At 68.3% G+C, this 24961-nt stretch carries 23 protein-coding genes and 1 tRNA gene; 7 read left to right on the top strand and 17 right to left on the bottom strand.

Annotation, left to right across the window (positions count from 1 at the left end):
* Positions 1-18: 18 nt before the first annotated feature.
* From J7643_12625 to J7643_12585, 9 genes are all read right to left on the bottom strand, one after another.
* Complete coding sequence (locus J7643_12625; protein MBO9541425.1) at positions 19-510, bottom strand: hypothetical protein; 492 nt, start codon at positions 508-510, stop codon at positions 19-21.
* A 124-nt stretch (positions 511-634) separates the two neighbouring features.
* On the bottom strand, positions 635-862 hold the full coding sequence (locus J7643_12620) for a heavy-metal-associated domain-containing protein (protein ID MBO9541424.1): 228 nt from the start codon (positions 860-862) through the stop codon (positions 635-637).
* Between the two features lie 136 nt (positions 863-998).
* Positions 999-2057, bottom strand: a complete 1059-nt coding sequence (locus tag J7643_12615) for a hemin-degrading factor (protein ID MBO9541423.1) — start codon at positions 2055-2057, stop codon at positions 999-1001.
* Positions 2017-2862: a heme ABC transporter ATP-binding protein gene (locus tag J7643_12610; GenBank protein ID MBO9541422.1), complete on the bottom strand. Its 846-nt coding sequence runs from the start codon at positions 2860-2862 to the stop codon at positions 2017-2019. The genes J7643_12615 and J7643_12610 overlap by 41 nt, the downstream gene beginning before the upstream one ends.
* The gene (locus tag J7643_12605) at positions 2859-3959 is read right to left on the bottom strand and encodes an iron ABC transporter permease (protein ID MBO9541421.1); all 1101 of its coding nucleotides are present in this window, start codon (positions 3957-3959) and stop codon (positions 2859-2861) included. The genes J7643_12610 and J7643_12605 overlap by 4 nt, the downstream gene beginning before the upstream one ends.
* Entirely contained in the window at positions 3956-4873 is a 918-nt protein-coding gene (locus J7643_12600; GenBank protein ID MBO9541420.1) for a hemin ABC transporter substrate-binding protein, read from the bottom strand. The genes J7643_12605 and J7643_12600 overlap by 4 nt, the downstream gene beginning before the upstream one ends.
* On the bottom strand, positions 4870-5634 hold the full coding sequence (locus J7643_12595; protein ID MBO9541419.1) for a TonB family protein: 765 nt from the start codon (positions 5632-5634) through the stop codon (positions 4870-4872). Before J7643_12595 ends, J7643_12600 begins: the two co-directional genes overlap by 4 nt.
* 30 nt (positions 5635-5664) lie before the next feature.
* Entirely contained in the window at positions 5665-7260 is a 1596-nt protein-coding gene (locus J7643_12590) for a hypothetical protein (GenBank protein MBO9541418.1), read from the bottom strand.
* 29 nt (positions 7261-7289) lie between these two features.
* Positions 7290-9272 carry a TonB-dependent receptor gene (locus J7643_12585; protein ID MBO9541417.1) on the bottom strand — a complete coding sequence of 661 codons (1983 nt, stop codon included), beginning with the start codon at positions 9270-9272 and terminating at the stop codon, positions 7290-7292.
* A gap of 239 nt (positions 9273-9511) precedes the next feature.
* On the opposite strand from J7643_12585, the gene J7643_12580 reads away from it, so the two are divergent.
* Positions 9512-10495 (top strand): formylglycine-generating enzyme family protein, encoded by a 984-nt coding sequence (locus J7643_12580; protein MBO9541416.1) that lies wholly within the window; start codon positions 9512-9514, stop codon positions 10493-10495.
* A 5-nt stretch (positions 10496-10500) separates the two neighbouring features.
* On the opposite strand, the gene J7643_12575 is transcribed toward J7643_12580, so the two are convergent.
* From J7643_12575 to J7643_12565, 3 genes are all read right to left on the bottom strand, one after another.
* Entirely contained in the window at positions 10501-11391 is an 891-nt protein-coding gene (locus J7643_12575) for a bile acid:sodium symporter (GenBank protein MBO9541415.1), read from the bottom strand.
* Between the two features lie 140 nt (positions 11392-11531).
* Entirely contained in the window at positions 11532-12425 is an 894-nt protein-coding gene (locus J7643_12570) for an NAD(P)-dependent oxidoreductase (GenBank protein MBO9541414.1), read from the bottom strand.
* A gap of 46 nt (positions 12426-12471) precedes the next feature.
* Positions 12472-13299 (bottom strand): MBL fold metallo-hydrolase, encoded by an 828-nt coding sequence (locus J7643_12565; GenBank protein ID MBO9541413.1) that lies wholly within the window; start codon positions 13297-13299, stop codon positions 12472-12474.
* Positions 13300-13517: 218 nt separating this feature from the next.
* Here J7643_12565 and J7643_12560 point away from each other — a divergent pair, with 218 nt between their 5' ends.
* Positions 13518-14069, top strand: coding sequence for a bacterioferritin (locus tag J7643_12560; GenBank protein MBO9541412.1), 552 nt, complete (start codon positions 13518-13520; stop codon positions 14067-14069).
* A 172-nt stretch (positions 14070-14241) separates the two neighbouring features.
* Positions 14242-14622 (top strand): cytidine deaminase, encoded by a 381-nt coding sequence (locus J7643_12555; protein MBO9541411.1) that lies wholly within the window; start codon positions 14242-14244, stop codon positions 14620-14622.
* A 62-nt stretch (positions 14623-14684) separates the two neighbouring features.
* Here J7643_12555 and J7643_12550 read toward each other — a convergent pair.
* Positions 14685-14756 (bottom strand) — tRNA-Gln (locus J7643_12550).
* A 217-nt stretch (positions 14757-14973) separates the two neighbouring features.
* Between J7643_12550 and J7643_12545 the strand changes: the two genes are divergently transcribed.
* Positions 14974-15630 (top strand): hypothetical protein, encoded by a 657-nt coding sequence (locus J7643_12545; protein MBO9541410.1) that lies wholly within the window; start codon positions 14974-14976, stop codon positions 15628-15630.
* A gap of 142 nt (positions 15631-15772) precedes the next feature.
* Complete coding sequence (gene ugpC, locus J7643_12540) at positions 15773-16846, top strand: sn-glycerol-3-phosphate ABC transporter ATP-binding protein UgpC (GenBank protein ID MBO9541409.1); 1074 nt, start codon at positions 15773-15775, stop codon at positions 16844-16846.
* Between the two features lie 55 nt (positions 16847-16901).
* Here the strand turns inward: ugpC and J7643_12535 are convergent, their stop codons facing one another.
* Positions 16902-18593 (bottom strand): N-acetylmuramoyl-L-alanine amidase, encoded by a 1692-nt coding sequence (locus J7643_12535; GenBank protein MBO9541408.1) that lies wholly within the window; start codon positions 18591-18593, stop codon positions 16902-16904.
* A 228-nt stretch (positions 18594-18821) separates the two neighbouring features.
* On the opposite strand from J7643_12535, the gene J7643_12530 reads away from it, so the two are divergent.
* Positions 18822-19706, top strand: coding sequence for an acetyl-CoA carboxylase carboxyltransferase subunit beta (locus tag J7643_12530; protein MBO9541407.1), 885 nt, complete (start codon positions 18822-18824; stop codon positions 19704-19706).
* Between the two features lie 5 nt (positions 19707-19711).
* Positions 19712-20689, top strand: coding sequence for an acetyl-CoA carboxylase carboxyltransferase subunit alpha (locus tag J7643_12525; protein ID MBO9541406.1), 978 nt, complete (start codon positions 19712-19714; stop codon positions 20687-20689).
* 43 nt (positions 20690-20732) lie between these two features.
* Here J7643_12525 and J7643_12520 read toward each other — a convergent pair whose 3' ends face one another.
* The 3 genes from J7643_12520 to J7643_12510 form a co-directional block, all read right to left on the bottom strand.
* Entirely contained in the window at positions 20733-22253 is a 1521-nt protein-coding gene (locus J7643_12520) for a hypothetical protein (GenBank protein ID MBO9541405.1), read from the bottom strand.
* Positions 22250-24469 carry a carboxypeptidase regulatory-like domain-containing protein gene (locus J7643_12515; GenBank protein ID MBO9541404.1) on the bottom strand — a complete coding sequence of 740 codons (2220 nt, stop codon included), beginning with the start codon at positions 24467-24469 and terminating at the stop codon, positions 22250-22252. The genes J7643_12520 and J7643_12515 overlap by 4 nt, the downstream gene beginning before the upstream one ends.
* Positions 24470-24543: 74 nt before the next feature.
* Complete coding sequence (locus J7643_12510) at positions 24544-24951, bottom strand: Ig-like domain-containing protein (GenBank protein MBO9541403.1); 408 nt, start codon at positions 24949-24951, stop codon at positions 24544-24546.
* Positions 24952-24961 lie beyond the last annotated feature (10 nt).

Below are 24961 nucleotides of genomic sequence, written 5' to 3'. Positions count from 1 at the left end.
TATCGTGAGCGATGGGTTTTACTTTTCGAGGGTGTGGCTCCAGCGGCTGATCGTACCATTTGGCGCCGAAAGCTCGAAGGTATAGCGACCCTTCGTCGTGAGTTCGAGATCCGCCACCTGGCGACCGCTCTCGGTCCGCAGGTAGGCCTCGACCTTCTGGCCGTTCGGGGCGACGACGTGAAGGGCCTTGATGTCGGCCTTGGAACCCTTGGCGAGGCCCTGGGCCCTCAGCTGGTGGGTGGGGATGCCCGGGTGATCGGGGTGGGCCTCATGCATCTTCTTGAAGTAGGCCCGCGCGTCGAGCAACTGGAGGCGGAGCTGCTGCGAATCGACCTTGAGCGTGGTGGTGGCGATGGCCTTGGGTGCAAGCGCCGCGCGTTGGGGGGCTTGGTGGGCGGCGTGGCCGTCGCCATGCGTGTGAGCGCTCGCCGGCAGCGCGCCGAGCGAGGCGATCACGGCCCCGGCGAACAGGGCGGAAAACATGAGGCGAGGCACATTCTGGATCGGCATCGGTTTCTCTCCTGAAATGAGGCGGTCGTGCGACCTACTATAGAGCTTAGTAGGTTGACCGTCAAAGCGCCTGGTTTGTTCCCGACCAAATCGTTGGTCGCGCGAAACGAACTGGCGATCGCGCTTACGCGAGGGGGGTCGCCTGGTAGTCGAGGGCTTCGATCGCTTCCACGATCCGCTCGACCGAGAGGGCGGCGGGATCGAAGCGGACATGGGCTTGCTTGCTCGCGAGGTCCACGGTGGCGGTTTCGAGGCCGGGCAACTCGGCCAGGGCTTCCTCGACGTGGGCCACGCAGTTTTTGCAGCTCATCCCCTCGATGGCGAGGGTGGCAGAGGCGCTTGAGCGTTCCATAATGAGGGCTTCCTTTCGTACAGCGCTTGGGAGCGCCCTCAGCCTAAACCTTCCTGCTGGGGGGAAGGTCAAGGGTTGCTTGCCAATGAAAAGGCCCCCGGAGCGATCGCTCCGGGGGCACAGGCAGGAGATGCGCTTATTCGACGAGGGTCGGCAGGCTCGCGGCCACCTCGCGCCAGGCTTCGAGCTCGGGGTTGCCGGGCTTGCGCTTGCCGAAGAAGAGCGCGACCACCTCGCCCTCGGCGTCGAACAGCTCGAGGCTGGTGACGATGCCGTCGCGGGTGGGCTTGCGGACCACCCAGGCGTGGGTCACGCCGGCCTCGTCGAGGTGCAGGTTGAAGCCGGGATCGAGGATGTTGAACCAGGTCTCCATCTGCACCAGCTTGTTGATGGGGCCGGTGTGGATCTCGATCATGCCGGGGTTGCCGACGAAGACCATGATGGGCAGCTGGGTGGCGACGGCGGTCTCGCAGGCCTGGCGCTGGCTCATCACGCCCACGGGCCGGGCCCACTCGTGGCCGACCAGGCGCATGGCCTGGGTGCGCGACACGCCGGTCTCCTTGAGGAGGTTCACGAAGTCGTGGGTGTCCTGGAGGCCTTCCCAGCCCTTGCGCAGGGCCTCGACGTCTACCTCGGCGTCCGGCTTCTCGGCCTTCGGGGCGGCCTTGGGCGAGAGGGCGAGATCGTGGTGCTGCTCGGCGCTCTTGAAGCGCGCGATCAGCGCGTCGAAGGCTTCGATCTCGGTCTCGCCGGTCTGGAAGACCTTGTGGACGGCCTCGCCCTGCTGGTTGAAGAACTGGAGGCTGCGGCGGGTGCCGCGGGGGGTCTCCTCGACCAGGGCGAAGCCCACGTGCCAGCGCGAGAGGAAGATGCGCAGATCGATCTCTTCACCGAGGACGGTGCCGACCCGGCCATGGAACTGGGCCACGGCGTAGGGGCCGGTCTTCTCGATCACGGCGTGGTCGTTGCGGGTCAGGGCCATCACGGGGCCGAGGGTTGCGATCCCCTCGAAGATGGCGGGCCAGTCGGTCGTAAGGCGCACGGCGGCAGCGCCGAGCTGTGCGGCGATGATTTCCGCCTCGCTCACGCCGAGGCGCTTCGCGGCGTCGCGCTGGCGCAGGCGGGGCTCGGCCTCACGCAGGGCCGCCCAGCGCTCAAGCAGATTGGAGGGGTCGAGGGTCAGTTGGCTTGACATGGGGGTTCTCGCTTTCGTGGAGGTCGTGTCCGGCAAGCGGCACGATGAGGGGAACGTCAAGGTGAGGATGCGGGATCACGGCGGCTTCGACACCGTACGTGCCGCGGATGTTTTCGGGGGTGAGGACCTCGCGCACCGCGCCGCAGGCCAGGAGCCGCCCTGCCTTGAGCAGCAGGATCCGGTCGGCGTACTGCGCGGCCAGGTTGAGGTCGTGGAGGACCGCGACGGCGACGCCGCCCTCGCGGGTGAAGCGCCGGGCCAGCTGGAGGGCCTGGTGCTGGTGGGCCAGATCGAGCCACGAGGTGGGCTCGTCGAGCAGGAGGTAGCGCTCCTGCGAGGGCTCCCAGACCTGAGCCAGGGCCCGGGCCAGGTGCACGCGCTGGCGCTCGCCTCCCGAGAGGGAAGGGTAGCGGCGGTCCTCGAAGCCTTCGAGGCCAACGGCTTCGAGGGCCCGGGTCGCGATGACCCGGTCGCTTTCGCCTTCGCGGCGAACGACGTGCGGGGTCCGACCCATGAGCACGACCTCCAGCACGCGGTAGGGGAAGTCGAGCGGGGACTCCTGGGCGACGAAGGCGCGCATGCGCGCTTGCTCGCCGATGCTCCAGGCGTCGAGCATCTTGCCCGCCATGCGGATCTCGCCGTTTTCCGGACGGCGCTCGCCCGAGAGGGTCTTGAGCAGGGTGCTCTTGCCCGCCCCGTTGGCGCCGAGGATGACGAGCAGCTCGCCGGGCTGCGCTTCGAGGGAGACGTTTTCGAGCAAGCAGCGCTGCTTCGCTCGGACGGTGATGCCGGTGGCCTGGATCATCGGGTCGCTCCGTTCTGCGCCCTCAAGAGGAGCCAGAGGAAGAAGGGGCCGCCGAGGAACGCCGTGAGGATCCCGATGGGCAGCTCGGCGGGGGCCACCACCACGCGCGAGGCCAAATCGGCGAGCACCAGGAGGGTGGCGCCGACGAGGCTTGCGCCGGGCAAGAGGACGCGGTGGTCGGGCCCGAGCATCAGGCGGACCAGGTGAGGTGCGACCAGGCCGATGAAGCCGATCATGCCGACCATGGCGACGCTTGCGCCCACGGCGAGGGCCGCGAGCACGATCGTCAGGCGCTTGATGCGCTCGACGGCGATACCCAGGTGGCGTGCGTCGGCCTCGCCAAGCGCCATGACGTTGAGGGCCCGCGCGACCCAGGGCAACCCGATGAGCGTGAGGCCCACGAAGGGGGTGACGATGCCCAGGGTGGTCCAGGTCGCCCCGTTCAGGCTGCCCATGGACCAGAAGGTGACGTTACGCAGCTGCGGGTCGCTCGCCATGTAGGTGAGGATGCCGGTGCCGGCTCCCGCGATGGCGTTGATCGCGATGCCCGCGAGCAGCATGGTGGTGAGGGCCGTCTGGCGGCTGCGCGTGGCGAGGCGCCAGACCAAGAAGGTCGTGAGCACGCTGCCGACGAAGGCCGCGACGGGGGTGAGCATCAGGCCGAGAGGATGGGGCAGCCGGGAGGCGAGGCCCTGCCCCAGCACGATGGCCGCGGTGGCGGCGAGTGCTGCCCCGCTCGACACCCCGACCAGGCCCGGGTCGGCCAGGGGGTTGCGGAAGATGCCCTGCATCGCGACGCCTGCAGCAGCGAGCCCCGCGCCGATCACGGCGGCGAGCAGGACCCGGGGCAAGCGGATGCCGAACAGGACGCCTGCGAGCGTCGGATCGGCGCTGCCTGAGGCCGCGAGGCCGAGGCGCTCGGCCAGGATGCCGATCGCCTGTCCCGGCGAGATGGCGAGTGCGCCGATCCCGATGGCCGCGAAGACGGCGACCACCAGGAGCCCGGTGAGGCCCACGAGGGCGGCCCGGGCCCGCAGGCCGTGACGGTCCGGGGCGATCGCGCGGACGCTTGCCGTCGAGGCGGCGGCCGAGATCATTTCGCCTTACCCCCGATCAGGCCGGCGTTGAGCTGGGCGATCGCGCGCCCCGTGCGGGGGCCGAAGGTGAGCAGCTCCACGTCGTCCATGGTCACGACGCGCTGGTTCTTGCCGGCGGGCGTCAGCGAGATGCCCGGCAGTTGCAGGATGGCGTCGACCCCGCCCAGGCTGCCTGCGCCGATGGCGGTGATGAGGATGACGTCGGGGGCCGCCTTGACCACGGCTTCGGCGGTGAGGGGCTTGTAGCCGCCGAACTCGTTCAGGGCGTTGGTGCCGCCCGCAAGGCGGATCATCTCGTCGGCGGCGGTGCCCTTGCCGCCGACGTTCACCGCGTTCTGGCCGTGGGCGAAGATGAAGAGGACCTTGGGGCGCGCGGTCATGGCCTTGGCCTTGGCGAGGGCCGCCTGGGCCTCGCGGTCCAGGGTGGCGATCAGGCGCTTGCCCTCCGCCTCGCGGCCGAGAGCCGAGGCGACGGTCGTGATCCGCGCGCGGGCGGCTTCGAGCGAGTGATCGTTGGTGACCGAGACGAGCTTCACGCCGGCGGCCTTGAGCTGCTCGATGGCGGCGGGAGGGCCCGCGTCCTCGCTGACGAGCGCGAGGGTGGGCCTGAGGGCGAGGACACCTTCGGTCGAGAGCATGCGCTGGTAGCCGACCTGGGGCAGCTTGGTGGCCGCCTTGGGGTAGAGGCTCGAGGTATCGACGCCCACCACCTGCGCGCCGGCGCCGAGGGCGTAGGCGATCTCGGTGACGCCGCCGCCGACCGTGACGACGCGGGCCTTGTCGGTCGTGGCCGCCTGGGCCTTGTTGGCGGCCAGGGCGGGGGTGGCGCTCAGGGGGCCGGCCGCGACGGCGAGCAGCAGGCCCGCCGCGAGGATGCGCGCGAGGCGCCGGGGATTCAGTGCTGACGGTTTCATTCGTCCTCCAGTTCGAACACGATGGGCACCTCGACCGTCAGGGCCTCTTCCGAGAGCTCGGTGGGCAAGGGCTTGAAGGGAGAGGCCGCCTTGACGGATGCGAGGGCCGCGGCCCGCAGGTCGGGCTCACGGGAGCCGCCGAAGAGGGTGATGTCGGTCGCCGCCCCGTCGCGGGCGACCTGGAAGCGCACGTAGACCGTACCTTCGAGCTCGCTGCGCGGCGTGCGCTTCTTGGCTTCGAGCCGCGCGCGCAGGGTGGCGAGGTAGCGATCGCGCAGCGATCCGAGATCGGGACTGCTCGCCTGCTCGCCTGCCGCATCGCTCGCGCCGGAGGCCCCGATCGCGTCGCTGAAGGGGGCGGACGCATCGCTTGCGGGCGCGGCTTCCGTGGCGCTCGAAAGCGCCACGGCGACGGGCAGCGCCGTTGAGGCCGAGGCTGTGGGGGTTGCCGGTGCGAGGGCATCCGCGACCGGCTTCGGCGCGGCCTTGGCCGCCACAGCCCGTTGCGGGGCCGCGAGGGCCTTGGCGGGTGCCGGGGCTTGCCGAGGCTTCACCTGGGGGATGACCGGCTTTGCGGCCGGGAGATCGGCGAGGGTGACGGCGATGGGGACCAGCTCGGGCCGGGGAGTGGCGTGGTGGCCATTTCCAAGCGCCGCCACCCCGAGCAAGATTGCATGGACCGTGACCGAGAGCGCCACGGCTCCCCCGAAGGGGCGAGCCTTGGGCCTCGTGTCGGTTCGATGCAGGGTCATCACCGCCATTTGAGCGTCTCTCCCGGTCGCGATCGGGCCCTAGAAGGACCAGTCGAAGGTGAGGTTACGAGGGGTGGGGTTATAGGAGTAGGTCGTAAGCTTGAGCTTCACGTACTCGCCGTCCGCCGTCCGGAAAACGAAGGTCTTGCCGGGGTCCACCGCGGGGGCGCCGGTGTGCAGGAAGGCGTGCTGGAAGGCGGGGTTGAAGTTCACGGAGACGGTGCTGCTCGCCGACACGAAATAGTCGGTCGGAGCATCGGCCAGGAAGGGACCCGCGGGGATGCTCGTCACGTCCGCGAGCACGGCGGTGTTGAGCTCGACGGCTCCGGCCTTGCCGCCGTTCGTTGCGTTGACGCCGCTGTTGGTCTTGATGGTGAGCCGGTTGAAGGCGATGTCCCACTGAGCAGGAGGCGTCGAGGCGGTGGCGACTTCGAGGGTCTTGGTCCCCGAGCGGAAGTGGAAGTAGCTCCAGGCCTGGGGCTGACTCGAAACCTGGGCGGTGTCGACGGTGAGGTTGGTCGTCTGCACCGTCGCCGTCGAGGCGAGGGGCAGGAACTTGATGGCGTACCGGCCGCTCTTGTTGAGATAAGCCTCGATCTTGAGCTTGGCGTAGCCACCGGTCGCGGTGCGGACGAAGTAGACCCGGTCCTTGGGGCTGACGGTGTGGTTCGCGCTGTTGTAGTTCCACCAGGCGCTCAGGACGGCGTTCCCCGTGCTCGGCACCGAGCCGGGCGCGCCGCTCGCGGGCAGCACCGTGTCGGCGCCGTAGCCGAAGGAGTTCGCCTGGGTGAGCGCGTCGAAGCTCGAAGTGGTCGGCCCGACGACCGCACCGCCCTGGCCGCCGCCGCTGGTGCCGCTGTTGGTCAGGATGTTCATCCCCTTGAACGCCAGGTCCCAGGCGTTGCTGCTCGCCGAGGCCGACACCGAGACCACGCCGTTCGCGAGGCTGACGTAGGCGTAGCCGGCCGAAGCATCCACCACCGTGGTGTTGGCGGGGATCTCTTCGGGGGCGTTCACCTGGGCCCACTTGAAGGTGGGGAAGCGCGAAGTACCGGCGTCGTCGTAGTACTTCGTCATCTGGAGCTTGACGTACCGCCCCTCGGTGGTGCGAACGACGTAGACGACGTTCTTGGGCGTGACGACGTGCGTCGTGCTGTTGTAGTCGTACCACCCGCCGTCAGTCGCAAAGGCGTAGTCCGGCTTGGTGTCGGCATCGTCCGAGTCCTCGGCGTCCGTCTTGTAGCCGCTCGCCGGCGCGTCCTTGAGGCCGTCGAAGTCGGCGCTCAGCCGCGCGACCTTCACGCCGCCGGTGCCGTTGATGCCGCCGTTGCTCTTGATGTTGGTGGTCTGGAAGGCCAGGTCCCAGCTGGGGCTCGAGGCTTCGACCACGCGCTTGGCGTCGAAGTCGTAGTAGGTCCACTCCGTGTCCGACGGCGCGTTGATCCGCGTCGTCGAGAGCCCGTTGGCGTCGGTCTGGGTGCTGCTCTTGTCTTGGTCGGTGCCGCCGGCGTTGTTGCCGGCCGTGTTCTGGCCGGTCTGGTTGGGCGCGAGGCTGGGGGCACAGCCGGCGAGGCTGAGCAAGAGGGCCGAGGCGAGGGCCACGGCGCGCGAAGGCAGTAGGGCGGATCGGATCATCGTGCTGTCTCCAGAAAAGGGGGCGGGCGCTAGAAGCGCGCCGAGACGCCACCCAGGATGGTGCGGGGTTGGAGGGGCAAGTAGAGCGGGTCCCAGGCGTCGAGCAGGTTCTGGCCCTGGACGAAGAGGCTCACCTGGGAGGTGACGGTCTTCGACACGCGCAGATCGAGCGTCGCGTACTGGGGCGTCCAGATGGCTTGCTCGACGACGTTGCCGTTGCCGTCGGTATAGAAGGGGCGCCGACCGGAGAAGGTCGCCCGGCTGAAGGCGGTCAGGCCCAGCGGATCGTGCTGGTACTGGACGACCAGGCTGCCGAGGTGCTGGGCGCGGCCCGAGAGGGGGCGCTCTTTCTGGAGGTCCTGGGCGTCGGTGAAGGTGTAGCCGGGCTCGAGCGTCAGGCCGCTTAGCGGCCGCAGGCGCCACGAGGCCTCCACGCCCTGGGTCGTGGCCGAGGCGATGTTGACGTAGAGGTGCTGCGAGAGGCTGCCTGCGGTGTTGGCGCTCTGGAGCTGGGTCTGGATCATGTCGGTGAGCTCGTTGCGGAACAGGTTCAGCGAGAAGGCCGACCAGCTCGCGGGGCGGTACTCCAGGCCCACGTTGTAGCTGCGCGCGTGCTCGGGCTTGAGGGCCGGGTTGCCGACGACCTCGTAGCCCACCGAGGGGTTCTGGAAGCGCATGGCGAGCTCTTTGAAGTCGGGGGCCCTGAAGCCGTAGCCGTGGCTCGCGCGCAGGGTGAGGGTGTCGAGCGGGTCCAGGCGCGCCGAGATCTTGGGGTTGAGGGTATTGCCGTAGCGCGAGTCCTGGTCGGCGCGCAGGCCGGGCACCAGGATCAGGCGCGGGGCGTCGAGCAGCGTCCACTCGTCCTGGGCGTAGAGGGCGCCGCGCACGCGGTTGCCGGTGCCGCTCGCAAGGCGCTCGGTGTCGAGCTGCTCGTAGGCGATCTCTGCGCCGGTGGTCAGGCGGTGGCGATCGCCGAGGAGCGCCTCGTGCTGGGTGCCGAGCTGGAAGAGCTGGTCGCGGGTCTCCTGGTACTGGTCGAGGGCGGTCGCGTTGCGCTGGTCCTGCAGGAACTGGTCGCGGAACAGGTTGTAGTAGCCCGTCACGCGCAGCTTGGAGGTGTCGCTCAGGATCCACTCGGGTTCGAGCGAGCCCGAGAAGTTCTCGGTGCGGGTGGTGCGGTCGAAGACGGCCCCCGCGTCGTTGGAGTCGACCCCGTGCTGCTCGCGGTTGAGGTAGCTGAGCTGGCCCTTGAGCGAGAGGGTCTCCGAGAGGCGCAGGTCCAGGCGATCGCCCAGGTTGATCTCTTGGAACGCGTTGCCGGTGGTGCCGATTGTCTCGGGCCGCAGGTCGAAGGCGTCCCGGCGCTGGAAGCGGGTCGTGATGAGGTGATCCCAGGCGCCCTGACGGGTGCCCAGGTTGCCGCTCAAATCGACGGTGTTGAGGCCGCCATACATGGCGCGGGTCTCGAAGGAGAGGGGCTGCTTGGCCTGCCGGGTGATGAGGTTGATGACCCCGCCCATGGCCTCCGAGCCGTAGAGGGCCGACGAGGCGCCCCGCACGATCTCGATGCGCTCGAGCTCGGCGGCCGAGAAGCGGCTGAGGTCGACCACCCCGTTGCTGCGGCCGCTGACGCGCTTGCCGTCCACGAAGACCAGGACGTGCTCGGGGTCGAGGCCCTGGATGCGGATCCCCTGGCCGAACTGCGAGCTGGTCACGTCGAGGCCCACATGGGCGCTCAGGAGTTCGGCGGCGGTCCGGGCGCCCGAGGCTTCGATCTCGGACCGGCGGATCACCTCGGTGGCGACCGGGGCATCGCCCACCCGGCGCTCGGTGCGGGTGCCGGTCACGACGATCTCGTTCAGGCGGTGCACGTCGTCTTCGGGGGCTGCGCTCGCGGGCTTGGCGAGGACGGGGGCGCTCGCAAGCACGGCCCCGAGCGCGAGGAGCGAGGGCAGGTGCCGGATGGTCGCGTTCAGGCGTTCAGTGCGGTGCGTCTCAGGTGTGCGGGGCATCGTGGGTCCATCTCCGAAGGGGCTCGAAAGGGGCGGCGTGAGCCCGAACCGGGCAAGCGCGCTCATGATAATGCAAGTCATTCTCATTTGCAATAGTAATAAAAGAGGGCCTTCGTGCGCCCCCGCGAAGCGATTCGTCGAGTGTGTACGAGGCCCTTTCGCCCCCTTTGCCCCATGGATGGGAACGGGCGCAGGAGCGCCTGAGCGCGCCATCTTTCGCGATTCCCCGAGGAGGGGCTATGCAGGTCAACACGCCGAACTCACGCCCTTCGCATGGCGATCCTCCCGACGCCGGGATGGTCTGGGTGCCGGCCGGTACTTTCACGATGGGGTCCGATCGCCACTACCCCGAGGAGGCTCCCGCTCAGCCGGTGTACGTGGACGGCTTCTGGATGGACGCCACCACCGTGACCAACGCCGCCTTCGCGCGCTTCGTGGAGGAGACGGGCTACGTGACGGTCGCCGAGCGCCCCCTCAACCCGGCTCACTACCCGGGGGCCAAGCCGGAGCTGCTGGTGCCAGGCTCGATGGTCTTTCGCAAGCCCGCAGGCCAGGTGAACATCGCCGACTGGCGCAACTGGTGGGCCTACGTGCCGGGGGCCTCATGGCGTCATCCCTTCGGCCCCGGGTCCGCGATCGCGGGGGATACCCACCCGGTGCTGCACGTCGCCTACGAGGACGCCGAGGCCTACGCGCGATGGGCGGGCAAGGCCCTGCCCACCGAGGCCGAATGGGAGCGCGCCGCCCGCGGCGGGATCGAGGGGGCCGATTACATCTGGGGCGACGAGCTGCGACCCGAGGGCAAGATGCTCGCCAACTTCTGGGTGGGCGAGTTTCCGTGGCAGCACGATCGCCCCCTCGGCCTCGAGGGGACCACCCCGGTGGGGATGTTTCCCCCCAACGGCTACGGTCTGTTCGACATGGCAGGCAACGTCTGGGAGTGGACCGAGACCTGGTTCTCCGAGCGCCACCCGGACAAGCCCGTCAAGGCCTGCTGCATCCCGCAGAACCCGCGCGGCGGCTCCAAGCACCACAGCATGGACCGCTGCCAGCCGCACATCCGCATCCCGCGCAAGGTTCTCAAGGGTGGCTCGCACCTCTGTGCGGCCAACTACTGCTTCCGCTACCGGCCGGCGGCGCGCTCGCCGCAGATGGTGGACTCGGCCAGCAGCCACATCGGCTTCCGCTGCATCGTCCGGCCCGGCGCCCCAGCGCGTCGCTGAGGCCCTCAGCGGTGAGGGCGCGTTTTCTTGCGGGTCTTCTCGGGCAGCAGGGTGATGCCTAGGGCCTGGGGATGCCTCTTGCGCCAGATGGTCGCGAAGCCGAAGGAGAGGAACGCCGAGAGGACCCCGAAGATGGCGATGGGCAGGAGCGCCTGCGGCACGTAGGGGACGACGAGCATCATGGGGACGGCCGCGTTACGAAAGCCGCAGAGCAGGCTCAACGAGAGCCGTAGGTGGGGCGGGGGGCCTCCCAGGGCGTAGCCGATCGCGATGTTTGCGAGCGCCACGAAGAGCATGGTCAGCGCCGTGGGCCATCCGATGGCGAGTTGCTCCGGGTGCCGGAAGAGAATCGCCAGGATGGCCAGTGCGAGCAAGGGTGGGATCACGGCTGGTGCCCACCGCCCGATCGAGGCGCTGATCTGCGGAAAGAGGGCGCGTAGCGCCTTGCCGACGCCCAGGGGCAGGAGAATTTTGGTGCCCACGGCGACAAAGACGCTCTCGAGCGGGAGGCGGGGTGTTCCGATGGCGGCCCAGACGGTGAGCGGCATGCTCACGATCGTGAGGACGGCGAGGGTGGCGACCATCCCAGCCGCGTAGCTCGTGTCCCCGCGCGCCTTTAAGGTCTGGACGAAGCCGAGCGGCGCGCTGGGGGAGGCGGCGGTGAGCAGCAGCCCGATCGCGACGGGTAAGGGGGCCTTGAGCCAGGCCGTCAGCAGGTAAGCGACGAGCGGGCAGAGGACGAGGCTCGCGAGGATCGATCGTCCGAGCAGCCCGGGTCTGCGCCACAGCGCGATGACTTCGCCGCGCCCCAGGTGGATGCCGATGCTGATCATCATCACCGGCACGGCGATGCTCAGAAACAGCTTGATCACGTCGTCGAAGCCGAAGCCTGCCATTCGCGCCCCCTCAAGCGATGCGCCGCCACCATACACGAGCGGCTTCCCGCGATCAAAGCGGCAGCCCGGAGATGGTGGGCCCTACCGGCGGCATGACGTCCATCCAGGAGAAGGGCATCGCGACCAAGCCCAAGAAGCACTCAGGACGCTGAGCTTCCTCGCCCCTTGAACGTCAGCTCGGCGACGCCGGACTTGTCCAGCTCGCCGAGCCCCAGCTCGACCATGCGCTGGAACTGCTTCAGGGTCGCCTCGGCGAGCGGGAGGTCGAGCCCCACTTGCTTGCCGAGCTTGGCGGCGATGCACGAGTCCTTGGCCGCATGGGCCGCCGAGAAGAAGCAGCTGTGCTCACGCTGCTGCATGTCCTCGCCGTCGGTCTCGAGCACCCGCGAGTTGGCCCCGGTTTGCGCAAAGACCTCGCGCAGCATGGTGAGGTCGAGCCCGAGCGCATCCCCGAGCCCCAGCCCCTCGGCCAGGGCCGCGGTGTTCATGTTCATCACCATGTTCACGAGGGCCTTGACCTTGGAGGCCTCGCCCGTGGCGCCGATGTAGCGCAGCGAGGTGCTCAGGCTTTCCAGGATCGGCCGGGCCTGCTCGAAGACTTCTCGCTCGCCGCCGCACATGACGTAGAGCTTGCCCTCGCGGGCCTGAGGGATGCTCGAGGCCAGGCAGGCTTCGAGCGTCCTGGCTCCCGCGTCGCGCGCGTGCGCTTCGATCTCCTGGTGTAGGGAAGGGGTCAGGGTCGCGCAGTTGATGAACAGGCGTCCCTGGGCGGCGATGAGCAGGTTGTCCTGCGGCTGGAGGAAGATCGCCCGCATGGCGTCGTCGTCGGAGATCACCGTGAAGACGATCTCGGCGTTCGCCGTGACCTCGGCGAGCCGCTCGCAGGCCTTGGCCCCGAGCTCGGCGGCCAGGGCCCGGACGGCGTCATGGTGGAGGTCGTGGACCGCCGCGATCGCATACCCGCAATCCTTGAGGCGGCGCGCCATGTTGGCCCCCATCCGCCCGACTCCGACAAAGCCGATACTGGTCGCCATGCGTTACCTCCCGAGGCCCCCGAGGGGGAAGGGTGGGGCTCGCCGATCAGGCCGGATTGAACTCCGGATAGAAGGGGTTGTGCTGCTTTTCGAGCCCGATGGTCGTCAGGGGGCCGTGACCGGGACAGATGATCGTTTCGTCCGGCAGGGTGAAGACCTCGCGCCGGTTGTTGGCGAGCGCGTCCTCGTAGGAGACGACCCCGCCCCCCATGGAGCCCGCGAAGAGGGCGTCGCCCACGACCACCAAGGGCTTTTCGAGGCCCGTGACCACGTACGAGGTGCCCCCGCGCGAGTGGCCCGTGGTCTTGCGGGCCTCGATCGTGAGCCCGCCGACCTGGAAGCGCTGGCCTGCCGTGAGCGTGGCGGCGCCCTTGGCGGGCTCGAGCTCCGAGGCGTAGGCCGGGGCCCCGGTGGCTTCGATCAGCGCATCGAGGCACATGATGTGGTCCTGGTGGGTGTGGGTCACCAGGATCAGCACGATGTCGAGCCCGCGCGCCTTGGCCTCCTCGAGGAGGGGCGTCAAGTCGCTGCCCGTGTCGAAGACCACCGCCTTGCGCGTCGCGGGGTCCCAGACGAGGTAAGCGTTGACGAAGAAGTCGGCATAGGGCGTGTTGAAGCCGAGCAAGCCCTCGGGCGCTCCGATTCCAGGGTGGTACGCCTCTTTCCCGATCGCCACGAGCGTTTCGGTCCCTAGATCGAGCAGCGGGGCGAGTTGCCTGACGCCAGGCTCGTCGAATTCCCCGTCGAGGAGCCGCAGGAGGGATGCGGGGGCGAGGCCTGCCTGCGCCGCGAGGGCGTCGCGGTCGTGCTTGCGGCCGCGGATCGCCTTGCCGAGGATGTCGTTGAAGTTGTCTTCGAGGGGGATGGGGGGCATTGGTTGCTCCTTGCGCATGCGGCCCGCTTGGGAACGATCCCCTTCAGGCTTCCGGTGATGATAGCGCAGGTTGAGCAGAAGCGGCGGCCGGTTTTTTTCGGCCGCCGCGGAGACCTCCGTCGCTCCTTGTCTTTCCGGATGGTGCGGCGTACACCATGCCTGTCTCCGCGAAAAAAGAGAGAGGCGAGCCATTCGCCGGGCGCGAAAGGGGGGGACCGATGGCCAAGATGAAGCGGGAGCAGCAGGAGCAGCTCCGGATCATGATGATGGGGCCCATCACGGACGAATACCGGGGAAGCACGGCCGACCTCGTCAAGAAGCTGAACCTCTTGCGCAGCACCGAGCTCGTGGCGCACCTCCAGTACAAGCATCACGCCTACATGGCCGTCAGCATGCTCTTGCCGGGGGTCAAGCAGGAATTCCTCGAGCATGCGGCGGCCGAGGAGCGCCACGCGGACATGCTCGCCAGTAGGATCCAGCAACTGGGGGGCGTCCCGGTCTTCAAGCCGACCGAGATCGCCGAGCAGGCCGATCGCGAGCACGTCCACGCGGAGGAAGCGCCCACCCTGGCCGGCATGATCCGGGAGGACCTCGTGATCGAGCGGGAGCAGATCAAGGCCTACACCGCCTTGATCCGCGAGCTCGCTTTCGACGACCCCACCACCCGCCGGATCCTGGAGGTGATCCTCCAGGAGACCGAGCTACACGCCTCGGAGATGCGCGACCTGCTCGCCCAGCGCTCGAATATGGAAGAAGAGGGTGAAGCCTGACGGGTAAGGCGACGCGGGCGCCAGAGGCGTGCCCTTATGCCTGGGGACCGGTTCTTGACTCCATCACTACAAAGTGGCGATACTCCCGGCTTGATGCTTGCTTTGTTGAGCCGTACGCGCGCTCATCCAAAGGACGGAATGGCGCATGCTCGAAGAAGAGGAAATTGTGATGATGACTTCATTGGACCAGGAGCTGGTAGCTGCAGCGCGGGACATCATTGGCCGGCGACAAAAGCCAGATTGGCATCAGGTCGGCTGTGCATTGCGTACGCGCTCGGGGCGCGTCTTCCAGGCGGTGCACCTCGAGGCCTTCGTCGGTCGCATCGCGGTCTGTGCGGAGGCAGTGGCGCTCGGCATGGGCGCAGCCGAGGGTGATACCGAGATTGAGGCCATCGTTGCGGTCAACTGCGCAGGCGATGTGGTCGCACCGTGCGGCATGTGCCGCGAGTTGATTTCGGATTATGCCCCTGATGCGCGGGTGATCGTACCGGGAGAACTTGGGCCAGAGCTCGTTTCCATCGCCGCTTTGCTGCCTAATAAGTACGCCCGCTGAGTCGTGCGTTTCTTCCAAAACAAACCCCCGAGCCGATTTCGGCTCGGGGGTTTGTTTTGAGGCTGGGGAGGTAGGAATCGAACCTACGGTAGTCGCTTCCAAAGAGCGATGCCTTACCACTTGGCTACTCCCCAACGGCTCGTGACGCTGATGATACCGGAATTCGAAACGGAGTGTCAAGCAACGTCGCGAGCGCCGATTCGGAACGCGGATTTGATCTGGATTTAAAACCTTAGGCCCAACTTACGCATGTCTTAGGCTCTTCTTTACCGATTGCGGTCGCAGCTCCCCGATAAGAGGGGTGTGAAGGAAATCCACCCTGTGGTTGGTCACTGACCAAGGAGGCCCCCGATGGCGATTCAGAGCAACAACCCGAACCTGACCAGCACGATGGCTGCCAAGGCCCGCACTTTCCTGCCCTCGGCCAACACCGACAACATGGCCGGCATGCGGATGGCGGCCCCCGTGGTCAAGAGCTTCGACCAGCTCAAGATCGCCCGGAACGTGATGGAAGGCGCTCGGATGGAAGCCGTCGGCGCCAGCACCGTCGCCAACGCCGCGGGTGGCATGTCCTTCTCGAGCGGCGTCGGCAGCCGTGTCTGGGGCACCGTCACCGGTGGTTTCAAGAGCTTCGTCGGCGCCCTCAAGTCCAACTTCGCCATCTCGGCCCTGCTCTCGGGCGTCAGCAACCTCTATGAACTGATGACCGGCAAGGTCAAGCCGATGCAGGCCGCCGGCAACTTCGTCGCCGACACTGCCGCCTACACGGGCATCGGCGCCGCCGCCACCACCGTCGGCGGGATGATCGGCAGCCTCATCCCCATCCCCTTCCTGGGCACGGCCCTGGGCATCGCGGCAGGCGCCGGCGTCGGCCTCCTGCTCGGCAAATTCTACGAGGACAAGGTCCGCACCAGCTTCTCGGGCCAGGTCCAGCAGGGCATCCAGAGCCTGATGGCTTCCGCTCAGAACATGGGCGCCCAGTCGACGAGCGTCCCGCCCACGGCCTAACGCTCTCTCCTTTCCCCCAGCGGTCGGTACCGCTCCTTCACCAGGACCCCCCGGCGTATGCCGGGGGGTTTTGCTCTAATGGGCCCGATGTGCCAGAATCTAGAGGTCTCGGCGCAAGTGGATGAAGGAGAACCAGCGCGGTATGGCGAACGTCGTATTCGACCACGTCAAGAAGCAGTACGGTGACAGCACCCCGGTCATCAAGGATCTGAATCTGCGCGTCGAGGACAAGGAGTTCCTCGTGCTCGTCGGGCCCTCGGGCTGCGGCAAGTCCACCGCGCTTCGCATGATCGCGGGCCTCGAGGACATCTCGGGCGGCTTTTTGTCGATCGGGGACCACGTCGTGAACGACGTCCACCCCAAGAACCGCGACATCGCGATGGTCTTCCAGAACTACGCGCTCTATCCCCACATGACCTGCTACGAGAACATGGCCTTCGCCCTGAAGCTGCGCAAGGTCTCCAAGGACGAGATCCGCCGCCGGGTGATGGATGCGGCCAAGTCCCTCGAGATCGAGCACCTGCTGGAGCGCAAGCCCAAGGCTCTCTCGGGCGGCCAGCGCCAGCGCGTGGCCATCGGCCGCGCCATCGTCCGCGAGCCCAAGGTCTTCCTCATGGACGAGCCCCTCTCCAACCTGGACGCCAAGCTCCGCGTCTCCATGCGCGCCGAGATCAAGAAGCTGCACCAGCGCCTCCAGACCACCTTCGTCTACGTGACCCACGACCAGACCGAGGCCATGACCCTCGGCGATCGCATCGCGATCATGAAGGCGGGCGACCTCCAGCAGTGCGACACCCCGCACGAGGTCTACAACCGTCCGGCCAACCTGTTCGTGGCGACCTTCATCGGCTCGCCCCAGATGAACCTCTTGGACGGCACCATGCGCCTGCAGGGCGACGAGGCCGTGATCGAGGGCCAGGGCTTCAAGTTCGTGCTGCCCAAGCGCGCGGGCTTCCGTGACGGCGCGGTGGTGGTGGGGATCCGCCCCGAGCACATGACCCTCGTCCCCGAGGGCGAGGTCGGCCTCAAGGGCCAGGTCGAGGTCACCGAGCCCATGGGCTTCGAGAGCTACGTCTACCTGCCGGGTGCGCGCGGCGCGATCATCGCCCGCGTCTCCGAAGAGCAGACCCCGCGCATCGGTCAGGCGGTCGCCTTCAACGTGGAGCCTGCCAAGATCCACGTCTTCGACCCCCAGACCGAGCTGCGGCTGGGCTAAGCAACAACAGGAAGCGGGGGGAGCCGAAAGGCCCCCCCCGCTTCCTGTTTGCGTCTTACTTGCCGAAGAGGCCGGTGAGCGCGCCGACGATCTTGCTGCGGCCGAACTTCTCGTAGGCCCAGCTGAGGCCCATGCCGACCGCGCTGCCGACCAGGAAGCCGCCGACGGTGCCCACCGGGCCGAGCACGCTGCCCACGGCCGCGCCGATGGCGGTCGAGGTGGCGCCGATGCCGGTGTAGGCGACGGTGTCCGCTGCGAAGCCGGCGGCAGCCTGCTTGCCGGTGACGCGACCCTTGATGAAGTCCAGCGCGTTGGTGACGCCCGAGACGACGGCGGCGACCGCGACGTTGCTCTTGAGCAGGCCGGGGATGCTGTAGAGGAAGCCGCCGTTCATCACGCCGGTGGCGATCCCGCCGCTCGAGATGGCCGAGTTGAGGTAAGTCTGGGCCACGCTGCCGCCGATGCGCAGGCCGCCGGCGAGGCCGACTTCGCCGGGCGCCACGGGCTGGGGCGCGGGCTTGGTGATGGGGGGCTTGGGCTGCGCGACGGGAGGCTGAACGGGCTTGGTGGGCTGGGTGACGGGGGGCTTGGGCTGCGAGACGGGGGGCTGAGCGGGCTTGGTGGGCTGGGTGCCCGGCACGGTGGGGAGCGTGCCGATGGGGCAGGTGCTCAGGTCCGGGGCCTTGGGAGCCTCGGGCTTCTTCTCGGGAGCGGGAGCGGGCTTGGTCTCCTGCTTGGGGGCCTCGGGCTTGGGCGCTTCGGCCTTGGGGCTCTCGGCCGACAGGCGCAGGACCAGGCCGGGGTAGATCACGTTGGGGTCCTTGATCTTGTCCTTGTTCAGGTTGTAGAGCTCGGGCCAGCGGGTGCCGTCGCCCAGGAGCTTCTTGGCGATCCCGTAGAGGGTGTCGCCGTCCTTGACGGTGTAGGTGCCCTGGGCGCTGGTGACGGGCTTGCTGCCGCCGGGCATGCGCAGGACCATGCCGGGGCCGATGACGTTCGGGTCCTTGATCTTGTCCTTGTTCAGGTCGTAGATCTCGGGCCAGCGGCTGCCGTTGCCCAGGTGCTTCTTGGCGATGCCCCAGAGGGTGTCGCCGTCCTTGACCGAGTAGAGGCCCTGGTCGGCCGAGGCGACCTTCGCGACGGGCTGAGCGGGAGCCGCGGGCTTGGCGGCAGGGGCCGAGCCGCCCTGCAGCTTGGCCTGGACGCCCGAGCGGACGCGGTTCCAGTCGAAGTTGGGGGCGGGATCGTTCTTGCGGCCCCGGGGCAGGGCGATGTCCTTGTGGCCGGTGATGCGATCGACCGGGATGTTGTAGGTCTGGCACATCCAGGCGACCAGGTCGATGACCGACTTGTACTGAGAGTCGGGGAAGGGATCGCTGCCGGTGCCGGCGTTGACGATCTCGATGCCGAGGCTGAAGTCGTTGACGTCGTTGCGGCCCTTGAACTCGCTGGTGCCGGCGTGCCACGAGCGCTTGCCGTCCTGGACCGACTGCACGATGCGGCCATCCTTGCCCACGATGTAGTGCGAGCTGACCTGGGCCGAGGGGTTCTTGAAGTAGTTGGCGTTGCTCTCGAGGGTGCCGCCCGACGTGTGGTGGAGGACGACCGCCGTGATGTCCTTGCTGCCGCCGGGACGATCGTTGTGGTTGGGCGAGGGCACCTGGGTGACCGCGGGCTTCTGCAGGCCGCCGCCAGCCAGCACGCTGGGCCGGCGGAAGGACTGGATCGAATCGAGACGAACGGCCATGGGATCACCCTCCAAGAACGAGCGATGGTATCCCAGTTATCGGCGCGAGGCCCCGAGATTCGGTAAAGTGCGAGTAAAGCTTTCGTAGCCCCTGCATTAAGCTTGCTTGTCGTTCGAGTGTACAAGCCTCTGGCACCCGCGTATAATGAGGCGTCTCGCCCTGCTGGCCGGTCGCCGAAGCCCTGGCGGCCGACGTCGGTGCGGGGAAAACATACGTAAGGAGTATCCATGACGTCACTAAGGGACTGGTTCGCCGCGCGCCGCAAGGGCCAGCTGGTCGACACCGAACGCGAGAAGCGCGAAGTGGCCGACGGCCTCTGGACCAAGTGCGATGCCTGCACGGAAGCCCTGTTCACCAAGGATCTGAGCGCCAACCTCAACGTCTGCCCCAAGTGCGGTCACCACTTTCGGGTCGGCGGGCGTGAGCGCATCTTGCAGCTGCTCGATCCCGGTTCGTTCCGCGAGACCCACGCCCAGCTGCGCTCGGTGGACCCGCTCGCGTTCGTGGATAGCAAGCCCTACGCCCAGCGCCTGATCGAGAGCCGCGCCAAGGCCGGCGACGGGGACAGCGTCATCACGGGCCAGGGGACGATCAACGGCCACGGCCTGACCATCGCCTGCATGGACTTCGCCTTCATGGGCGGCTCCATGGGCTCGGTGATGGGCGAGAAGCTCACCCGCGCCGTCGAGGAGAGCATGGAGAAGCGCCTGCCCCTGGTGCTGGTGGCTGCCTCGGGCGGCGCCCGCATGCAGGAGGGCACCCTCTCGCTGATGCAGATGGCCAAGACCAGCGCGGCGCTGGCGCGCTTCGCCAAGGAAGGGCTGCTGTACATCAGCGTCCTCTCCAACCCGACCACGGGCGGGGTGAGCGCGAGCTTCGCCAACCAGGCGGACATCATCCTGGCCGAGCCCGGCGCCATCATCGGCTTCGCCGGCCGCCGCGTCATCGAGGCGACGATCCGTCAGAAGGCCCCCGCGGACTTCCAGACGGCCGAATGGGTCTTCAAGCACGGGCAGATCGACCAGATCGTGCCGCGCCCCCGTCTGCGCGACACCCTCGGCCAGCTCATCTCCCTGCATCACGTTCGCAAGCTCGAAGCGGTGAGGAACTAGGCAGCATGTCGCAGATCAAGAAGCGCACGATTTCCCTGGAGTTCGAGCAGCCCCTGCTCGAGCTCGAAGACAAGATCTCCGAGTTCAAGAAGCTCGCGAACACCGGCGAGGTGGACCTCTCCGAAGAGGTTCGCCGCCTCGAAGAGCGCGCCCAGAACATCCGGCGGGCCATCTACGATGGCTTGACCCCGCTCCAGCGGATCCAGATCGCCCGTCACCCGTCGCGGCCCACCGCGCTGGACTACATCCAGTCCATCTCCGAGGAATTCTTCGAGATGCACGGCGATCGCATGGGTTACGACGACCGGGCCATCGTGGGCGGCATCGGCCGCTTCGAGGGCCAGAGCGTCATGTTCATCGCCCACCAGAAGGGCCGTGACACCAAGGAGAACATCCTCCGCAACTTCGGCATGGCCCACCCGGAGGGCTACCGCAAGTCCCAGCGCCTGATGGCCCACGCAGCCAAGTTCGGCCTGCCGATCATCACCCTGATCGATACCCAGGGCGCCTATCCCGGCATCGCCGCCGAGGAGCGCGGCCAGTCCATCGCCATCGCCGAGAGCCTCGCCCAGATGGCCACCCTCGAGACCCCCATCATCTCGGTGGTGATCGGCGAAGGTTCGAGCGGCGGCGCCATCGGCATCGGCATGGGCGATCGCGTCTTGATGTTCGAGCACGCCTACTACGGCGTCATCTCGCCCGAGGGCTGCGCCGCGATCCTCTGGAAGGACGCCGGCATGGCCCCGCGCGCGGCCGAGATCCTCAAGCTCACCTCCAACGACCTGATGGAGTTCGGCGTGATCGACGCCATCATCCCCGAGCCCCTGGGCGGCTGCCACAAGGACCCGGTCCTGAGCGCGCAGCACCTGGCCACGGCCCTCTCGGAGCACCTGACGGAGCTGGTGAAGGTTCCCACCTGGCAACTGGTCGAGAACCGGTACCAGAAGTACCGCCAGATGGGCCAGTTCACCGAGGTCTTCTAGGCAAAAGCCCCTCACCGAAACCGGTGAGGGGCTTCTTTTTGGCTCAGAGCCAGAGCCGGCGGATGCGGTAGTTGAGCGTGTCGGCGATGTAAAGCGATCCGCCCGGCCCGACGAGGGTGGCGGCGGGGAAGTTGAGCAGGGCCTCGAGCGCCGAGCCCCCGTCGCCCAGCTTCGCGTTGGGCCAGGTGGCCGGCTTCTGCTTGGCGTCGGGGAGCGCGTTGCCTGCGACCGTCGAGATGATCCCGTTTGGGGAGAGGCGGCGAATCCGGCAGTTGCTGGAGTCGGTGATGTAGAGGTTGCCCCTGGCATCCAGGCTCAAGCCGCGCGGGCTCTTGAAGCTCGCCGCGAGCCCTTGCCCCCCGTCGCCGAGGGGCGAGACGTTGTCGGCGGTCGGCTTGCCAGTGCCCGCGATGGTGTAGATGCGCTCCGCCTGCATCGGGATGCCGAAGTAGGTCCCCGGCTCGCGACAGACCATGCGGATCCGGTGGTCGTTGCGGTCCGAGATCATCAGGTTGCCGCGGGCGTCCACGACGAGACCATCAGGCAGTTTGAGCGCCGTGCTCGTGTCGGAGAGCACGTCGCCGTTGATGAGCCCTGATTCGCTCCCCGCCACGACGCTGAACCGTCCCTCGCCGTCGAGGCGCCCGACGCGGGGCGGGTGATTCGGGCTGGACCCCTCGGAGTAGTAGACGCTGCCGTCCGGCCCCATGGTCACGGCGATCGGGGTGAAGCTGGTGGTTGCGAGGGTGTAGAGATTCCCCGCCGTCACATCCTTGCCGAAGCGCCGCCCGTCGCTTGCCGGGACGAAGCGCAGGCGCTTGTTGCCCGAATCCGCGATGACCAGATCGCCCCCTGGCGATACCGTCACGCCCTGCGGGGTGTGGAGCGTCGTCTCGCGCGCCGGCAGGCCGTCCACGGGACCGGTGCCGGCGCCGGTGGCCGTGCCGGTGCCCGCAACGGTGGCGATCCGGCCGTCGGGGGTGATCTTGCGGATGGCGTGGTGGCTCATGACGGCCACGTAGAGGTTGCCCTCGGCGTCGAGCCCCATCCCCGACGGCACATAGAGGGCCGTCTCGAACGCTGTGGAGGCCGTCGCGTCGTACAGGATGGTGCCTGTCCCGGCGATGGTCCCGATCACGGGTGCCAGTTGGAGCGAGACCGCCGCCGAGCGATTGCGCAGGATGGCGAAGGGCGCGCTTTTGCCGAGGGCGACAGTTTGCGCCTGCTGGTTCACCAGGACCGCCGAGAGCATGTACCCCTCGCCCGGCGGCAAGGCGAGGGAGGCGCTTGCGATCGCGCCGTCTTCACCCCGGCTGAGCGTGGCGGTCGCCACGGGGCGTTCCCCCTCGCGCGTGACGGACAGCTCGGCGCGAGTCCCTGCCTCCGGGATGGCCTGAGCGGAATAAGCGCTCGCCTGGGGCCAGCGGATCGTGACCAGGAGCTGGCCAGGGGGGCCTTCTGGGGCGAGGGGCCGAGAGGCATGGGGGGTGATGGGGAGGTGACGGCAGGCGGTGAGGGCGAGGAGCGTCAGCAGGCTCAGGGCGAGACGCGGGGCGCGGATCATGGGGAAGGTTCCAATCGGTGCAATTCGAACGTAAGGGAAGGGATGACGAGAAGGGAGCCGTCCGCCTGGAGCACGAGCGCGTTCGAGCCGAAGCGGCGCGCGCTCGCCGGAGCGGGGAGGGGCAACAGGTCGGTGCGGTTGAGGATGCCGAGGCCTTCCGGGTAGCGCTGGCCCGCGAGGGTGCGAACCTGCCCGTCGGTGCGCAGGGTGCGCAGGAGGGTTCCCCCGCCGTCGCAGAAGAGCAGGTCGCCTTGCGGGGTGAACTGCAGGCCCGTCGGGTTGGAGACCATAGTCGAGAGGCCCGGCCCGTCGCCGTTGAAGCCGGTCGTCCTTTGACCGGTGACGGGATAGACCATCCCGCTGGCCATGTCGCGACCCAGGTAGCGGCCGGGAGTGCGGCAGAGCATCAGCAGGTGAGGGCCGTTGGAGAAGGCGACGTTCCCCGCGCCGTCCCGCGCCAGCCCGACGCGCAGGGCCTCTCCGTAGCTGGCGGCATCGAGGCCGTCGGTCGAGACCAGGCGTGCCCCGCCGCCCATCAGCGTCTCCAGGGCGCCTGAGGGGGTCAGGCGCCGGATTCGCCCGTTTGCCGTGTCGGCGATCAGCAAGGAACCGTCCGGCTCCAGCAGGAGGTCGCCCGGATTGTTGAGTTGCCGGGTGCGGGCGTCGGGGCCGTCGCCGTTGTAGCCTTTGATGCCGGTGCCTGCGATCGCGTAGAGGCGTCCGGCCTGCATGGGAACGCCGAACAGGGTGGTGTCCCGGGCGGGGATCGCCAGCACCCGGTGCCCCTCGTTCTCGGCGACGAACAGGGTGCCCTCGGCGTCCAGGACGATCCCGTGGGGGTGGTTCAGGAGGGCTTCTGCGGCCAGGGTGCCGTCCGGGCTGCTGCCGGTTTGGCCTGTCCCTACGACGTTCAGTGCGGCGGGACGCTCGTCCAGGCGCAGGATGCGGCTTCCGCGCCAGTCCGAGAGGTAGAGGCTGCCATCCGAGCCTTGGGCGAGATCGACCCAGACGCCGTTCGGCGGATCAGCCAGGCTGCGAGCGAGCACCTGCCGGTAGGGACTGACGCCGATGGCGGAAACGCCCGTCACCGTGCCGCTGCGGGCGTACACCTCGCTCCAACCGGCGCTCAGGCCGGTGTGCGTGTGGTCGGCATCTCGCGAGACGACGTTTGCGGTGCCGACGCCCCAGTCGAGCTGCGCCTCGGGCACGACGACGCCCGTGGTGTCCCGGGCGACGGCGCGAAGCGCCTGGCGCGCGCCGACGTGGATCCCGGCATAAGGCGGCTCCATGGTGATGCTCTGGAGGACCCGGAAGGGGCGGCCCTCGCTCGCGATCCCATCCGCGCGGACCACCACCTGCCCGGTGGTCGATCCGGCGGGGACCACCGCCTCGATGACGGTGTCGCTGATGCGCCGGACGGTGACGGCGAGCGTGTCGTCGAAGGTCACTTGCAGGACGCGCTGCGCGCTTTCCCCGAAGTTCTCGCCCGTCAGCCGCACGGTGCTTCCGGGCCCCCCGTGATCGGGGGTGACCGCCGCCAGGACGGGCGCATCGAGGCTCAGCTCCAGGAGCGGCGCCTCCACCTCGGCACCGGGGGCCACCCGCAGGCCTTCGAGGACCCGAGGCCGGTAGCGCGGGCGCATGGCCGCGAGCGCGAAAGAGCCCTCGGGGACCCCGGTGAAGGCGTAACGCCCGGAGGCGTCGGTCCGGGCCAGGTAGTCGGTGCCGGGGATGAAGACGTCGATGCCGAGCAGGGAGCCGCCATCGGCGATCGTCACCCGACCGCGGACGGTGCCGGTTTGGCGCAGGGTGAGAGTGCCGAGCGCGATCCGCGCGCCTTGCGCGATGGCGACCCCGGTCCTGAGGGCCTTGAGACCCGCCGCGTCCGAGGCCTCGACCGCGACGCTGCCCAGGGGCGGGCCGCTCAATACGAAGCTGCCGTCGTCTCCGGTCCTGGCGACGACCGGAGGCTGGCTCGGCACGGCGGCGCCCGCGATCCGGTAGGGGGCCGAGTAGGCCCGGACGGTGGCCCCGACGACCGGCTTGCCTTGAGGGTCCAGGAGGCGTCCCGAGATCAGCGGGATGGTCTGGGAGACGCCGTCCTGAGCTGCGCGTGGCGGGAGCGACACGTCGGATGGGCGTATCGAGCAGCCAGGGAATGCCAGCAGCGAGACCAGGAGCAGCAATAGCTTGCGGGTGGGGGTTGTGCGAATCATCTCACCTCGGATGCTCGGTGGCTTTCCTCTAATCTACCCAACATCCGATGCTGAGACAATTCGCCGCTGAATGTTCAGTGGAGGGTGATGTTCGTCTGTCCGCGATCCAGCACCGTGACCGAAGCGGTCGCGAAGGGGCCTCCGCCGACGAGGGCCTTGATCTCGGTCGAGCCCGTCGCAACCGCCACGACCATTCCCGCCGAATCCACGGTTGCGATGGCAGGGTCCGCCGAACTCCAGGTAAGGTGCGCCGTCGCCGTCGCGGGGGAAAGGGCCACCTGCAACTGTCCGCGCGAGGGGAAGACGTCGGTTCCTGCGCCTTCGCCGGCCAGATGCAGGACCAGGTCGCCGGGGCTCAGCGCGAGGGCCGCGACCTTTGAGACAGGGGGCTCGCCGCCGGGGGGCGAGTTCGTGGTGTTGAAGTCGCAGCCGGCGACGAGCAGCAGGGCGAGGAGGGTCGAAGAGAGGCGAAAAAGAGTCATGGCTGCCTTT

It is taken from the genome of bacterium, assembly GCA_017744355.1.
Classification (GTDB): Bacteria; Cyanobacteriota; Sericytochromatia; order S15B-MN24; family UBA4093; genus JAGIBK01.
Note: the sequence above shows the minus strand (reverse complement) of the source record. Positions and strands in the feature narration are given on the sequence as shown.